General features: G+C 64.6%; 11 protein-coding genes. 7 read left to right on the top strand and 4 right to left on the bottom strand.

Annotation, left to right across the window (positions count from 1 at the left end):
• Nucleotides 1-6 precede the first annotated feature (6 nt).
• On the top strand, nucleotides 7-1,356 hold the full coding sequence (locus A3E1_RS0110290; protein WP_020520681.1) for an FAD-binding oxidoreductase: 1,350 nt from the start codon (nucleotides 7-9) through the stop codon (nucleotides 1,354-1,356).
• On the opposite strand, the gene A3E1_RS0110295 is transcribed toward A3E1_RS0110290, so the two are convergent.
• Entirely contained in the window at nucleotides 1,298-3,067 is a 1,770-nt protein-coding gene (locus A3E1_RS0110295; protein ID WP_020520682.1) for a glycerol-3-phosphate dehydrogenase/oxidase, read from the bottom strand. The two genes, A3E1_RS0110290 and A3E1_RS0110295, sit on opposite strands and share 59 nt — an antisense overlap.
• Nucleotides 3,068-3,239: 172 nt before the next feature.
• Between A3E1_RS0110295 and A3E1_RS0110300 the strand changes: the two genes are divergently transcribed.
• The 6 genes from A3E1_RS0110300 to A3E1_RS0110330 all read left to right on the top strand — a co-directional run bounded on the left by A3E1_RS0110300 (nucleotide 3,240) and on the right by A3E1_RS0110330 (nucleotide 9,476).
• On the top strand, nucleotides 3,240-5,417 hold the full coding sequence (locus tag A3E1_RS0110300; protein WP_083929440.1) for a S8 family serine peptidase: 2,178 nt from the start codon (nucleotides 3,240-3,242) through the stop codon (nucleotides 5,415-5,417).
• Between the two features lie 11 nt (nucleotides 5,418-5,428).
• Nucleotides 5,429-6,271: a GNAT family N-acetyltransferase gene (locus A3E1_RS0110305; RefSeq protein WP_020520684.1), complete on the top strand. Its 843-nt coding sequence runs from the start codon at nucleotides 5,429-5,431 to the stop codon at nucleotides 6,269-6,271.
• Between the two features lie 30 nt (nucleotides 6,272-6,301).
• Nucleotides 6,302-7,717 carry a sugar porter family MFS transporter gene (locus tag A3E1_RS0110310; RefSeq protein WP_020520685.1) on the top strand — a complete coding sequence of 472 codons (1,416 nt, stop codon included), beginning with the start codon at nucleotides 6,302-6,304 and terminating at the stop codon, nucleotides 7,715-7,717.
• 158 nt (nucleotides 7,718-7,875) lie between these two features.
• The gene (locus tag A3E1_RS0110315) at nucleotides 7,876-8,754 is read left to right on the top strand and encodes a DUF5753 domain-containing protein (protein WP_020520686.1); all 879 of its coding nucleotides are present in this window, start codon (nucleotides 7,876-7,878) and stop codon (nucleotides 8,752-8,754) included.
• A 14-nt stretch (nucleotides 8,755-8,768) separates the two neighbouring features.
• Entirely contained in the window at nucleotides 8,769-8,975 is a 207-nt protein-coding gene (locus A3E1_RS0110320) for a DUF397 domain-containing protein (RefSeq protein WP_020520687.1), read from the top strand.
• Between the two features lie 276 nt (nucleotides 8,976-9,251).
• Nucleotides 9,252-9,476, top strand: coding sequence for a hypothetical protein (locus tag A3E1_RS0110330; protein WP_020520689.1), 225 nt, complete (start codon nucleotides 9,252-9,254; stop codon nucleotides 9,474-9,476).
• A gap of 69 nt (nucleotides 9,477-9,545) precedes the next feature.
• Here A3E1_RS0110330 and groL read toward each other — a convergent pair whose 3' ends face one another.
• The 3 genes from groL to A3E1_RS0110345 all read right to left on the bottom strand — a co-directional run bounded on the left by groL (nucleotide 9,546) and on the right by A3E1_RS0110345 (nucleotide 12,370).
• Nucleotides 9,546-11,165 carry a chaperonin GroEL gene (groL, locus tag A3E1_RS0110335; protein ID WP_020520690.1) on the bottom strand — a complete coding sequence of 540 codons (1,620 nt, stop codon included), beginning with the start codon at nucleotides 11,163-11,165 and terminating at the stop codon, nucleotides 9,546-9,548.
• Nucleotides 11,166-11,342: 177 nt separating this feature from the next.
• Nucleotides 11,343-12,074 (bottom strand): hypothetical protein, encoded by a 732-nt coding sequence (locus tag A3E1_RS0110340; protein ID WP_020520691.1) that lies wholly within the window; start codon nucleotides 12,072-12,074, stop codon nucleotides 11,343-11,345.
• A gap of 92 nt (nucleotides 12,075-12,166) precedes the next feature.
• A complete protein-coding gene (locus A3E1_RS0110345) occupies nucleotides 12,167-12,370 on the bottom strand; it encodes a cold-shock protein (protein ID WP_020520692.1) in 204 nt (67 codons plus the stop codon).
• Between the last annotated feature and the right edge of the window lie 179 nt (nucleotides 12,371-12,549).

The raw sequence follows: 12,549 nt of genomic DNA on the forward strand, positions 1-12,549 counted from the left end.
GCAAAGGTGACGATCGACCTGCCGGGCGTTATCACCGACCCGGATCTGCTTAAGTCTTACCGCCGCGATGAGGCCGACCTCTGCGAGGCTGGCACACCACTGGCGGTTATCCGGCCGGAGTCGACCGAGCAGGTGGTCGAGGCGGTCAAGTGGGCCAACGCCAACAACGTCAAGATCGTGCCACAGGGCGCACGCACCGGGCTCGCCGGTGGGGCCAACGCGATTGACGGCTGCCTGGTCATCTCGATGGTCAACATGAACCAGATCCTGGAAGTCGACCGGTCGAACCGGATCGCCGTCGTGCAGCCGGGCGTCATCAACGCTGATCTAAGCCGGGCCGTCATCAAGGAAGGGCTGTTCTACCCGCCCGACCCCGGCTCGTGGGAGACCAGCACCATCGGTGGCAACGTCGCGACGAACGCCGGTGGCATGTGCTGTGTCAAATACGGTGTCACCACCGAATACGTTCTGGGACTTGAGGTCGTGCTCGCTGACGGGCGGGTGCTCAAGACCGGGCGCAAAACCCCGAAGGGTGTTGCGGGATATGACTTAACGCGTTTGTTCGTCGGGTCAGAAGGCACCCTGGGCATCATCACCGAGATCACATTGAGCCTCAAACCTTTGACGCCAGAACCACTGACGTTGGTGGCGGTGTTTCCGTCCACGAGCGCGGCCGGGGACGCGGTCAACCGGATCTTCACCGCTGGGCTCGCCCCGTCCTTGCTGGAGCTCATTGACCAGGTGCATTTGCGCGCGATTGAGGCGTACCAGCCAATGGGTTTGAATGTTGAAGCGAAAGCGGTGCTCCTGGCCGCAGCCGACACGGGGTTGGACCGGATCGCTGAACTGGCAACCGCGGCAGGAGCTTCCGAGATCTGGCAAGCGACCGATGCCGTTGAAGCCGCGGAACTGTTGCAAGCACGCAGAAGAGCACACCCCGCGATGGAAAAGCTGGCGCTGAGCATGCATGAACACGGCGGCCTCATCATCGACGACATCGCCGTGCCACGAACACGTCTGGCTGAGCTGCTCGACGAAATCGAAGCCATCGCGGCAAAACACGAGATCACGGTCGGCGTCGTCGGTCACGCGGGCGACGGCAACCTGCACCCCAACATCGTTGTCGATCGCGGCTCGGAACAGAGCATTGCCAAGGGCCGCAAGGTCTTTGACGAGATCATGGAATTCGGGCTGGCCCTCGGCGGCACATGCACCGGCGAGCACGGAGTCGGCCTGCTGAAGCGGGACTGGCTCGCCAGCGAGCTGGGCGAGGTCGGCCTTGACATTCAGCGCAGGATCAAGAACGCGCTCGATCCCGGACAGATCCTGAACCCGGGAAAGGTGCTCCCGAGCTGAGGCGAGCCGCGTCAGCGCTCAGATCGTCGGGCATGCGCTGCGACTCGCGCTCGGCTTCCACTCGCGACAGATAAGCCTGCACCTCGGCTTCCATCGCGGCTTCATCCCACCCGAGCTCGAGTGCCATCAGCTCGGCCACGCGCCGCACACTCAGCACACCGCGATGGGTCGTCTCCATGGAGATCCGCGTGCGGCGGGCGAGAATGTCCACGGCGTGCCGGGCACCTTCGGCGCGCACGGCGTAAACCACTTCCGCGCCAAGGTATTCCGGCGCTCCCGGCAACGGCTCCGCCAAGGAACGGTCAGCTTCGATGATGGCGATGATCTCGGTGACGAGGGATCCGTAGCGTTCGAGCAGGTGCTCAACGGCGCCGAGGCTGAGATCGTGGCGGCGCGCCAGGTCGGCGCGGTCACGCCACAGCGCGTTATAGCCATCCGCACCGAGCAGCGGCAGCCCGGCTGTCCCGCTGTGCCGTGTGCCCGGCAGCCTGCGGGCCGCCCGGTCGACGACATCTTCGGCCATCACGCGGTAGGTCGTGAACTTCCCGCCGGCGACCAGAAGCAAGCCCAGCAACGGTTCCACGACGGCGTGCTCACGTGACAACGACGACGTGGAGTCGGACTCGCCTGACAGCAGCGGCCGCAGGCCGGCGTAGACACCCTCGATATCGTCCGTCGTGAGTGGACGTTCGAGCACTTCGTTCACCATGCCCAGCAGATAGGCGATATCCTGCGCCGATGCGGCCGGGTGCGCCCGGTCGAAGGTCCATTCCGTGTCGGTGGTGCCGATGATCCAGTGCCCGCCCCAGGGGATGACAAACAAAACGCTCTTGGGTGTACGCAAAATGAGCCCGACTTCGCCCGTGATCGCCGACCGGGGCACGACGAGGTGCACGCCCTTGGAGGCACGCACCCGCAGCCCGATTTTCGCGTCAGGCAGCCATGTCGAAACGTCATCGCTCCACACCCCGGTCGCCGCGATGACCGTCCTAGCCCGAATGACGAACTCTGACTCACCGTCACTCACCGTCACTCCGGTGACCTCGCGGGCGTCCCTGACCACGCCGCGTGCCCGCAGTCCAGTCACGACAGCCGCACCCAGGCTGGCCGCCGTGCGGGCGAGCGTCACGACGAAGCGCGCGTCATCGACCTGCCCGTCGTAGTAGCGAATCGCCCCAGCGACCGCGGACTCCCGCAAGGACGGGAACAGCTTGCGGGCACTTGAGGCGGTCAAATGACGGTGCATAGGCATGCCGCGCCCGTGCCCCACCACTCCCGCGAACACGTCGTAGAGCGCGACGCCGGCGCCGTAATAGAACCGGTGCCAAGCGCGGCTGAGCCACCCGTGATGCGGCAACGGCACCAGGAACGGCAGCGGGCGCACGAGATGCGGAGCGAGCAGGGTCGCTAACAGCCCACGCTCTCGCAACGCCTCGTGGACCAGGGGAAACTCAAACTGCTCCAGGTAGCGCAGGCCGCCATGGATGAGTTTGGACGATCGCGATGAGGTGCCGACCGCGAGGTCTCGTGCTTCGATCAAGGCGACCTTGAGCCCGCGTGACGCGGCATCCAGCGCCGCGCCGGCCCCGGTGACCCCACCACCCACGACCAGCACGTCGAACGTTTCTTCCCGCAAGCGTTGCAGGTCAGCCTCACGCCGCTCTGGCGACAGGGCACCGGCTGCAAAGCGGGACTCGCTGCGGTCTCGCACCCGACCACGGTACCTTGCGAGAGTGACACAGCCCGGGCATGCATCAGAACCCGACTGGGCCTGGACCGGACAGCCCGTGTGGACAGCGCCGGAGGCGCGCGGGGAAAAGACGTCCACGGGCGCGATCGTGGGCGCGGTTTTCCTCGGTATATGGCTGGTTTTGCTGGCCGTGATGACCCAGCTCATCAGCTGGTTCGCCAGTCAGCTGCTGCTCGCGGTCGGCTTGGAGCTGCCAGGCTATGTGTGGCCTATCACTGGCGTGGTGATCCTCCTGTTCGGAGGCGGCCCCGCATTACTGCTCGCCTTGATCCCCAAGAGCATTCCGGTTCGCGAGACCGGGCGCGCCTGGGCGATCGGTGCGGGTGCCCTCGCCCTGGGCACGGGGTTGCGTGCTTTGCCGGAGCTGCAAAACGCTTGGTATCTCATAGCTTTGGCTCTGTCGGCGGGCGTTGCCGCGTTCGTGCTGCGGCGCCAAGGCAACACGGCCAGTGTCAACGCCGCCTGGGCCGCCGTCGCCGGCCTGATCGTGCTCGTCCCGTTCCTGTGGTTTGGTGCCCTCGGCGGCTGGCTCGAGACGCTGCTGGCTATCGCTGCCGCGATCGCTGTCGGATCGCTCGCGGCGTCCACGATGGACAGCCGGTTCTGGGCGGCCTTCGAGTCGAGTCGCGTTAAGCGGGTCCTGCTCGGCGGACTCATCGCAGGCGTCACCCTCGCCCTGATCGCCGGTGGTGCCGGGGCCAATGGCGCGCAGTTGCTGATGCTCCTAGTGCTTCCGCCGCTTGGCTTCGCCGCGGCGGCGCTGCGTCACGTGCGCTGGCTCGTGGCCCTCGCCGCGCTCGGCCCCCTCGCCTTCTTCGATCCGGTGGAAATCAACATCTTCCTCGGGTTCGAAGACGTTCCGTTCTGGGCGTTCGTTTCCGCCGCCTTGGCCTGGCTGATCGCCGCCGTGCTCGGCCTGGCCTACGGCCTGGCAGAACCGTTGCTGTCACGGGTAAAGCGCCCGGTCGCGGCCGGAGTCGCCACAGCCGTCGCGTTAGGAGCCGGTGCCGTCTATCTCGTCGGCGGCCAGCCAGGCTTCTTCGGCGATCAGCTCTTCGTCGTGCTCAAGGATCAGGCATCGCTCACCGGGCTTCCCCTCACGACCGGCGTCGGGCCGCAGCGCGACGAGCGTGTTCGGCAGGTCTATCAGCGGCTTGTCGAGCATGCCGACCGGACCCAGGCGCCGTTGCGCGCCGACCTCGATCGCCTCAACCTCAGTTATCAGCCCTATTACCTGGTCAACGGCATCATGGTGTCCGGCGGCCCAGAGGTCAGGGCGTGGCTTGAACTGCGCGGCGACGTCGACCGCATCCTGGTCGATCAGCGGGTGCGCCCGCTGCCCCGCGACCTGCCGCAGACCACGGGCGACATCCGCGAAGCACCGTCCACTCCACTTTGGAACATCGAGATGGTCGGCGCGCCAGACGTGTGGCGCCTCGGTGCCCGCGGCAGCGGCATCGTGGTCGGCAGCTCCGATTCAGGTGCTGAGGGAACGCATCCAGCACTCGCACCGGGCTACCGAGGCGGAAGTGACTCGTGGTTTGACCCGTGGAACGGCACGACGTCTCCTGTGGACAATGGCGGGCATGGGACGCACACCCTGGCCACCGCTGTCGGCAAGAAAAACGTTGGGGTGGCACCGGACGCGCAATGGATCGCCTGCGTCAACCTGGACCGCAACATGGCCAGCCCATCGCTGTACCTCGACTGCTTGCAGTTCATGCTCGCCCCGTTCCCGCACGGTGGCGACCCGTTCCGGGATGGCAACCCGGCCCGCGCTCCGCACGTGCTGACGAACTCGTGGGGCTGCCCGGCTCAGGAGGGCTGCGACGTCGAGCTGACCCGGCCAGCGACCAACGCCCTTGCGGCGGCAGGGATCGCGTTCGTCGCCGCCGCCGGCAATGAGGGCGACCGTTGCGGTTCGATCGACGATCCACCAGCGACCGACCCAGCCGCCTTCACGGTCGCCGCGGTCAACGAAAACGCCGAGATCACCGTCTTCTCCAGCCGGGGCAAGCCGGGGTCAGGTAAGCCCGACATCGCCGCACCGGGACAGGACATCCTGTCGGCCATGCCCGGCGGCACCTACGGCCTCAACACCGGCACGTCGATGGCGACGCCGCATATCGCGGGCGTGATCGCGCTGATGTGGTCGGCCGAGCCAGCCTTGGTCGGCGATCTTCCTGCTACGTACTCGCGGATCAAAGAGAACGCCAACCCAGTGACAGGCGTCTTTACCTGCGGCGATGAGGAAACTCAAGGAGCGGGATTGGTCGACGCGCCTCGCGCCGTCTTCGTCGGCGGCGAGTAGTCTCGCTCGGCGTGGACCGCGCCGCGCTTGTCTCGCTAGCCCAGAAATGCCTGCTCCCTGACGATGCCGCCGAAGCTTCGGCAATCGTCGATGCTCTTACCCGCGACCCGATCGCGGTGATCACCCGATTCGACGGCGACACCCTCATCGGCGCGGCCGTGGCCAGCTCTGGGCACAAAGACGCCACCGCGGCCCACCTCGACCTGCTGCTCGTCGACCCGGCCCACCAGCGGCAGGGCATCGCGACGTCGATGCTCGAAGAACTCGAAACGAAGGTCACCGGCTACGCGAAGATCGTCGTCAGGGGCAACGCTCCCGACTACGCCTGGCCGGGCGTCGATGTGCGCTACACCCCGGCGATCTGCACGCTGCAAAAGCTCGGCTACGTGCACGACACCACGGCTTGGAACATGAGCGCTCCGCTGCCCGTTCCCGTGGCCGCCAAGGACCGTCCACTCCCGCCGGACATAGTGGTCAGACGCGCCGCGAAAGAGGACCTCAGCGCACTGCTGCCCGTCGTGCTGGGCGAGTGGGGACAGGCCTGGGTCACCGAGATCGAGCGCTCCGTTCTGGGAGCTGGCGGCGTTCACCTAGCGATCCGCGGCAACGAGCCGGTGGCGTTCGCCGCCTGGGGCGGGTGCCATCCCAGTTATTTCGGCCCGATGGGCACGTTGCCCAGTGCCGGTGGGCTCGGGCTGGGCAGCATTCTCCTGCGCCGGTGCCTCGATGATCAGGCTGCCCTTGGCTTGTCTAAAGCACAGATCGGCTGGGTCGGCCCGGTGCCGTTCTACTCATCAGCCTGCGGCGCCTTCATTGAGCGAGTCTTCTTCCTGTTCGCCAAACCGCTCAAATGAGGTCGTTGCCTGCCGCAAGATGAAACTGTGGTGAAACAGGATGAAACGGTAGCTCAGTACAATCCCGGCGCAGCCATCATGATTTCGGCCGCCGCGGCTGTTGGTGGCTTCCTCTTCGGCTACGACACCTCAGTCATCAACGGCACCGTGGACGCCCTGGAAATAACGTTCGGCCTGAGCAAGGTCGTGCTCGGATTCGTCGTATCCTCCGCGCTGCTCGGCTGTGCCGTGGGCGCGTGGTTCGCCGGCCCGCTGGCTGACCGTCTCGGCCGCGTCAAAGTCATGCTGCTCGCCGCCGCCCTGTTCATCATCAGCGCCATCGGTTCGGCACTGGCGTTCGCCGCCTGGGACCTGACGATCTGGCGCGTCATCGGTGGTTTCGGCGTTGGAGCGGCAAGCGTCATAGCACCCGCCTATATCGCCGAGATCGCGCCGGCCAAGATGCGAGGCCGGCTGGGCTCGCTGCAACAACTCGCCATCGTCCTGGGCATCTTCGTCGCCCTGCTCACCGACTATCTGCTCGCCGAAGCCGCGGGCGGAGATCCCAACGCGAGCGTCCCGTGGGGCGGTGCCGCCTGGCGCTGGATGTTTGCCACGGCTGTCATCCCGGCGGCCATTTACGCGATCCTCGCCCTGCAGATTCCGGAGTCACCGCGCTATCTCGTCCGCCGTGGCATGATCCAGCAGGCCAAGGAAGTGCTGACCCGGGTGCTCGGCGGCAACGTGGACCAGAAGGTCATCGAGATCAAGCAGTCGCTGGCCGGGGCGAGCGATCAGATTAAGCTATCCGCGCTCAAGGGCAGCGCCCTCGGGCTCAAGCCCATCGTGTGGGTCGGCATCCTGCTCTCGGTCTTCCAGCAGTTCGTCGGCATCAACGTGATCTTCTACTACTCCTCCTCGCTGTGGGCCTCGGTCGGTTTCAGCCAGTCGAACTCGTTGCTGATCACCGTGATCACCAGCGTCACCAACATCGTGACCACCCTCATCGCGATCGCGCTCGTGGACAAGATCGGGCGCAAGCCGCTGCTCATCATCGGTGCGACCGGCATGGTGATCACGCTGGGTCTCATGGCGTTCTGCTTCAGCAACGCCATCCAATCCGTTGACGCGGCAGGAGAGACCGTCACGAGCCTCCCCGGTGCGTACGGCAAGATCGCCTTGGTGGCAGCCAACCTTTACGTCGTCTCGTTCGGCATGAGCTGGGGTCCCGTGGTCTGGGTGCTCCTAGGCGAGATGTTCAACAACGTGATCCGGGTGACCGCCCTGGCCGTCGCGGCCTCGGCACAGTGGATCGCGAACTGGCTGATCACCGCCACGTTCCCGGCGCTTTCCAACATAGGGCTCAGCTTCGCCTACGGCCTTTACGCGATGTTCGCGTTGCTTGCCCTGCTCTTCGTGCTCAAGTTCGTCAAAGAAACCAAGGGACGTGAACTCGAGTCCATGTAGGACACGCTCGGGCGCAGATCTTCCATTGTGGCCTCTGCCTGCGCAGATGCGGACACCTCAGCGCAAGCTCCGCATACCACTCGCCCCATGCGCTGTGCAGACGCTACTCTCATTGCCGTCTTGAACAGTTCCCGTCGTGAACAGAGGAAGGTGATCCGGTGCCCAGCCCACTCGTGCGCAGGATTCGCCTTGGCTATGCGATTAGGACACTTCGCGACGACCTCAGCCTCACCGCGGAAGCCTTCGCCAAACGGTCGCAGTCACTGACCCGGCTCGACGTGACACGGCTGGAGACAGCCGCCCTGCGGCGGCCAGACCTGGGCAAGGTCATGGCCTGTTTGGAAGCAGCCGGAGTCGACGAAGGCTCAGCCCGCTGGCACGAGATCGTCCGCATGGCGCGCGACGGGGGCAAGAAAGGCGTCTGGTGGGAGAAAGCTGAGTTCAGTGGGATATCAGAGCGGCAGAAGCGATGCGCCGATGTCGAATGTGGAGCCGTCACGATCCGCCACTACCACAACTCCCTCATTCCCTGGATGTTGCAGACACGTGAGTACATAGAGGCTCGCGACCACGCCTGGCGCGAGGAAGGCGCACAGATCGACCCCATCCAAGGCATCTCGCGGCTTCGCCGGCAGGCAGAAGTCACTGGCGAGGCCGGACCACAGATCTCCATCGTGATCGAGGAACAGGTAATCCGCCGTCCCCTGGTGGATCGCCCGGTCATGGCAAGGCAGCTACGGCACCTAGCCGAGACCACCGAGACGAATCCGCGTATTGACCTGCGGCTGTTGCCCGTCGACGCGCAATTCGGCCGGCACAGCACTCCCCTCATGCCGTTTGATCTATTCACCTACGAAGATCCGGGTGACGGCACCGCGATGATGATCCCTACCATCAACGACGACGTATTGGTGACCGAAGCCGCCGAGGTCGAACCATACGTGCACCTGTGGGACAGGCTGCGCGATGCCGCTCTGTCCCAAGTGGACACAGCGGCATTCATTGCACAGGCGGCCGCCAAGCTGGTGGCCAGATAGTTAAGGAAGGCCCAATGGCAACAGGCAAGTTCACCGTGTGGCAGAAGGCCACGAAATCCGGTGACGCGAACGGCTGCTTCGAGATTTGCTTCGACGTGCCGGGGGTTGTCGCGGTCCGCGACAGCAAGCTCGGTGGCGCCAGCCCGGTCCTTGAGTTCACTGATCACGAGTTCGCGTGCTTCAAGGATGGCATCTTGAAGGGTGAGTTCGAACGAGCCTAGCTTTCGATAGATCCTTTCGCTCGAGGTCAGAGCCGTACCGCGATTGGCGGTGCGGCTCTCACTATTCAGCGACACGCCGGGCTTCACCCTTGTGACCATGGTGCGCGACTGTCATTCTGTGAACAGTTCCAAACGCGACAGTTCAGAACACGAAAAGTCTGGATCGTCGTTGCCGAGCTGGGCCACCATGCCTCCGCCGGTGGCCCGCCGCGAGTGCATTGAGGCGGGCACAGGACGCACCCTTGCCCGCTTCGATGCCGCGCTGAGGGGTGTGACATGGCTGCACTCAACCTCATAGAGATCGTGAACCATGGCCGCGACGAGCTAACCACCGCCGTCGATACCGTGCTGCTCCATCAGCGGGAAACCAGCGGAGACATGTGCCGGTGCATGCGTGTGTGGCCTTGCCCAGTCAATCTTCAAGCGGCCGCCTATGTCCGCTACTGGGAGTCGCGGCTCGCTGATCTCGAGGCCCAACTCGCCAATGTCACGCGTGCCTGACGAGAGTGGCACATAGAAAGCTGGCCCCGTCCACAAGGGACGGGGCCAGCTTCGTTAAAGCTCGGACTATTAGAAGTCCATGTCTCCGCCACCCGGAGCGGCAGGAGCGGAAGCCTTCTCAGGCTTGTCCGCCACCACAGCCTCGGTGGTGAGGAAGAGACCGGCGATCGAGGCAGCGTTCTGCAGAGCCGAACGGGTCACCTTGGCCGGGTCGATGATGCCAGCCTTGAGCATGTCCACGTACTCGCCGGTGGCGGCGTTGAGGCCCCAGCCGATCTCGAGGTTGCGAACCTTCTCAGACACAACGCCACCTTCGAGGCCAGCGTTGACGGCGATCTGACGCAGCGGGGCGTCGAGGGCGACGCGAACGATGTTCGCACCGGTGGCCTCGTCACCCGACAGGTCGAGCTTGTCGAAGGCGGTCTTGCCGGCCTGAACCAGCGCCACACCACCACCAGCGACGATGCCCTCTTCGACGGCAGCCTTCGCGTTGCGAACGGCGTCCTCGATGCGGTGCTTGCGCTCCTTGAGCTCAACCTCGGTGGCAGCACCAACCTTGATGACCGCGACACCGCCGGCCAGCTTGGCCAGGCGCTCCTGCAGCTTCTCACGGTCGTAGTCGGAGTCCGACTTCTCGATCTCGGAACGGATCTGGTTCACCCGGCCGTTGATCTGCTCCGGGTCGCCAGCGCCCTCGACGATGGTCGTCTCGTCCTTGGTCACCACGACCTTGCGGGCGCGGCCCAGCATGTCGAGACCGACGGAGTCGAGCTTGAGGCCGACTTCCTCGGAAACAACCTGGCCACCGGTCAGGATCGCGATGTCCTGCAGCATGGCCTTGCGCCGGTCACCAAAGCCCGGAGCCTTAACGGCGACGGACTTGAAGGTGCCACGGATCTTGTTAACGATCAGGGTGGCCAGAGCCTCACCCTCGACGTCCTCAGCAATGATCATCAACGGCTTGCCGGACTGCATGACCTTCTCAAGGATCGGCAGCATGTCCTTAACGTTGGAGATCTTGTTGTTGACGATGAGCAGGTACGGGTCCTCGAGGACCGTCTCCATGCGCTCGGTGTCGGTGATGAAGTAGGCCGAGTTGAAGCCCTTGTCGAAGCGCATACCCTCGGTGAGCTCCAGCTCGAGGCCGAAGGTGTTGCTCTCCTCGACGGTGATGACGCCTTCCTTGCCGACCTTGTCCATCGCCTCGGCGATGATCTCGCCGACGGTGGTGTCAGCAGCGGAGATCGAGGCGGTCGAAGCGATCTGCTCCTTGGTCTCGACATCCTTCGCGAGCTTGGCCAGCTCGTCAGCCACAGACGCGACAGCGGCCTCAATGCCCCGCTTCAGGGACATCGGGTTCGCGCCGGCTGCGACGTTGCGCAGGCCCTCGCGGACCAGCGCCTGGGCCAAAACGGTCGCCGTCGTCGTGCCATCACCGGCAACGTCGTCGGTCTTCTTGGCGACCTCTTTGACCAGCTCTGCGCCGATCTTCTCGTACGGGTCTTCGAGCTCGATTTCCTTGGCGATGCTCACACCATCGTTGGTGATGGTGGGGGCTCCCCACTTCTTCTCGAGCACGACGTTGCGGCCCTTGGGGCCGAGGGTCACCTTAACGGCGTCGGCGAGGATGTTCATGCCCCGCTCTAGGCCGCGGCGAGCTTCCTCGTCGAACGCGATCATCTTGGCCATAACGGCGTTGTCCTCCTGGACAAATCCGAGGTCGGACGGTTAGCCCGCGACGACCGGCTGCCACCATTCAGCAGCCCCACCGCTCCGACTTCTGGTCTTGTTTTTGGCACTCACACGCGGTGAGTGCCAATCACTTGTTTAGCACTCTCACCCGCCGAGTGCAAGCGAAGTGAGTCTTCAGAGCACGGCAGCCTGCGCTGGAGTGGCTATTTCCCGCGCTTTCTCAGCAGTGCGGATGCGCAGGAAGATCGCGTAGATCACTACCGAGCCGATCACGCCCATGGCTATGTCGATCAGGAAACTCAGCGCGACCGTGGCTCCAGCCGACGGCACCACGGCCTCCGCGAAGTCCAGCGCCCTGTCCACGGCGATCCCGGCCACGAGCCAGACGATGAGGACCGCGGCCGTCCGGACGGAAAAATGGGACAGCCTGAAAGCACGGGCCAGCCCGCGCCGCTCAACGAGCACCGCCAGCGGCAGCAGGATGAAAGCGAATGACAGGTAGTGGAAAACCAATTCGGCCACGGGGTGGCCGAGAAGCGGTGCCGCGCTGATGTCCAGCGTCATCGCGAAATAGACCGTATACGCGAGGTAGGGCGAGGACAGCATCACGAACAGCGCCCACAGTTTGAGCACCTGCCGCCAGTCCCGCAGAGCCGCGCGCACGGTGGCCCAAACCGCCATCTGTTCGCCGGATGCCCTTGCCTGCAAGACAATCAGGCTGGCCGCCCAAATCCATGCCGCGAGGAACTCGCCGAGAACCACGCTGACGGGGGTTAACGCGAGCGGGCTGACAAGTCCCGCGTGGACAGCGGCGAACGCGACGCCGAAGATGACGGCAAAAGGAAGCTGTGCCAGCAAACCGAGGAGCAGCAGACGTTTCCACGTGGCGGCGAGCAGGGCGAACATGAAGGCGGACGATACACAAAAGAGCGAGGAGCCGGGCTACCTTTTTGGGCAGCCGAGCCCCTCGCTCGCGTCAGAAGTCTTTGTCTTGCGGTTTAGCCGATGACCCGGACCATCTCCGCCTGCGGGCCCTTTTGGCCCTGCGCGATCTCGAACTCGACGCGCTGTCCGTCCTCAAGCGACTTGTAGCCATCGGCCTGGATCGCGGAGAAGTGGACGAAAACATCCTGTCCACCGTCGACCGCGATGAAGCCGTAGCCCTTCTCGCTGTTGAACCATTTGACGCTGCCCTGTGCCACTGTGCACTTCCTCACTCTGTTTAGCTGGGTTCGGGTTCGTGCTCCCCGCGCCCCCGGCTGGAAAACAGCCGTCCTCGCACGCTACACGAAGCAGTAGCCCTTCGGACAGACCCAAAACAGATAGCTGACACTCCCAGGGGCTGCGATTCGTTGGGTATTTATGCGAAGAAGCTGGCTGA

It is taken from the genome of Catelliglobosispora koreensis DSM 44566, from assembly GCF_000379685.1.
In the GTDB taxonomy this organism is placed as follows: domain Bacteria; phylum Actinomycetota; class Actinomycetes; order Mycobacteriales; family Micromonosporaceae; genus Catelliglobosispora; species Catelliglobosispora koreensis.

Coding starts and splice junctions, on each gene's coding strand:
- A3E1_RS0110300 (WP_083929440.1), top strand. CDS start 3,240: ATGACCCAGCTCATCAGCTGGTTCGCCAGTCAGCTGCTGCTCGCGGTC.
- A3E1_RS0110320 (WP_020520687.1), top strand. CDS start 8,769: ATGGCAACAGGCAAGTTCACCGTGTGGCAGAAGGCCACGAAATCCGGT.
- A3E1_RS0110330 (WP_020520689.1), top strand. CDS start 9,252: ATGGCTGCACTCAACCTCATAGAGATCGTGAACCATGGCCGCGACGAG.
- groL (WP_020520690.1), bottom strand. CDS start 11,165: ATGGCCAAGATGATCGCGTTCGACGAGGAAGCTCGCCGCGGCCTAGAG.
- A3E1_RS0110340 (WP_020520691.1), bottom strand. CDS start 12,074: ATGTTCGCCCTGCTCGCCGCCACGTGGAAACGTCTGCTGCTCCTCGGT.